Origin of the sequence: Myxococcus sp. AB025B, assembly GCF_006518215.1 — a bacterium.
GTDB classification, from domain to species: Bacteria; Myxococcota; Myxococcia; order Myxococcales; family Myxococcaceae; genus Myxococcus; species Myxococcus fulvus.
In genome coordinates this window covers 1-814 of record NZ_SRLW01000672.1, presented here as the reverse complement: position 1 = coordinate 814, position 814 = coordinate 1, and the positions used below count along the sequence as shown (strand labels likewise).

Annotated in this window: 1 protein-coding gene; it reads left to right on the top strand. The window is 70.5% G+C overall.

The features are described 5' to 3' along the window. Window positions 1–728, top strand: a 728-nt coding sequence (locus tag FL311_RS43440) for a hypothetical protein (RefSeq protein ID WP_228557486.1), incomplete at its 5' end; no start/stop codon positions are given. Window positions 729–814: the final 86 nt, after the last annotated feature.

The window sequence follows — 814 nt, the reverse complement described above, 5'->3', positions numbered from 1 at the left end:
GTGTGAGCGTCCGTCAGCGTCGCTTGGGCGCGGGGCCGGATGGGCTGGCCGGGGCGGGCTTCCTATCTGGGGGGAGCAACGCGAAGTCGGGAGTGGTGGCCATGCGCAGAAGTCTGTTGGCGGCGGTGATGGTGCTTCTCTCCGCGCTCGCCCTCACGTCGACCTTCGATGTGTCGGCGGGGAGCGGGGAGGAGGAGCGGGGGGCGTCCCGGGAACAGGGGGCCGCCGCCGTCGCCGAGCCGAGCGCGAAGCGCGAGCTGGGGAGCGTGGTCGTCACGTGCCCGGTGGGGGTGAGCCAGGCGTCGTACCTGCCGGGGCTGTCGGAGGGGGCGAAGGACGTGACGGTGGCGGGGGCCACCACGTTGAGCAACTGCGTGACGATTCCGGCGTCCGGGGTGAAGTCCGCGAGCCTGCCGCTCGAGTCGAGCCTGCTGGCGGGCTACTCGTGCGCGGACCTCTTGACGCCCCGGACGGTGCGGCAGGTGGTGCGGTGGAACACGGGGGAGACGTCCACGTTGGTGTTCAGTCAGTCGCGGGAGCTGGCGCAGGGGCCGCTGACGGTCTTCACGCTGACGGGCACGGTGGAGTCAGGGGCCTTCCTGGAGTCGATGGCCATCCTGACGGTGACGTACCTGAACGCGGACATCGAGAAGGGCTGTGACTCGCCGGGTGGGCTCATCTGGTTGAGCGGGCCGGCGACGCTGGAGCTCATCCGCACCGTGACTTGAACCAGGGGGATGCACATGCGAGGGACGTCGGCGTGCGCGGTGTTGCTGCTCGGGGTGCTGGCTTGTGGAGGTGAGGGGCGTCAGGC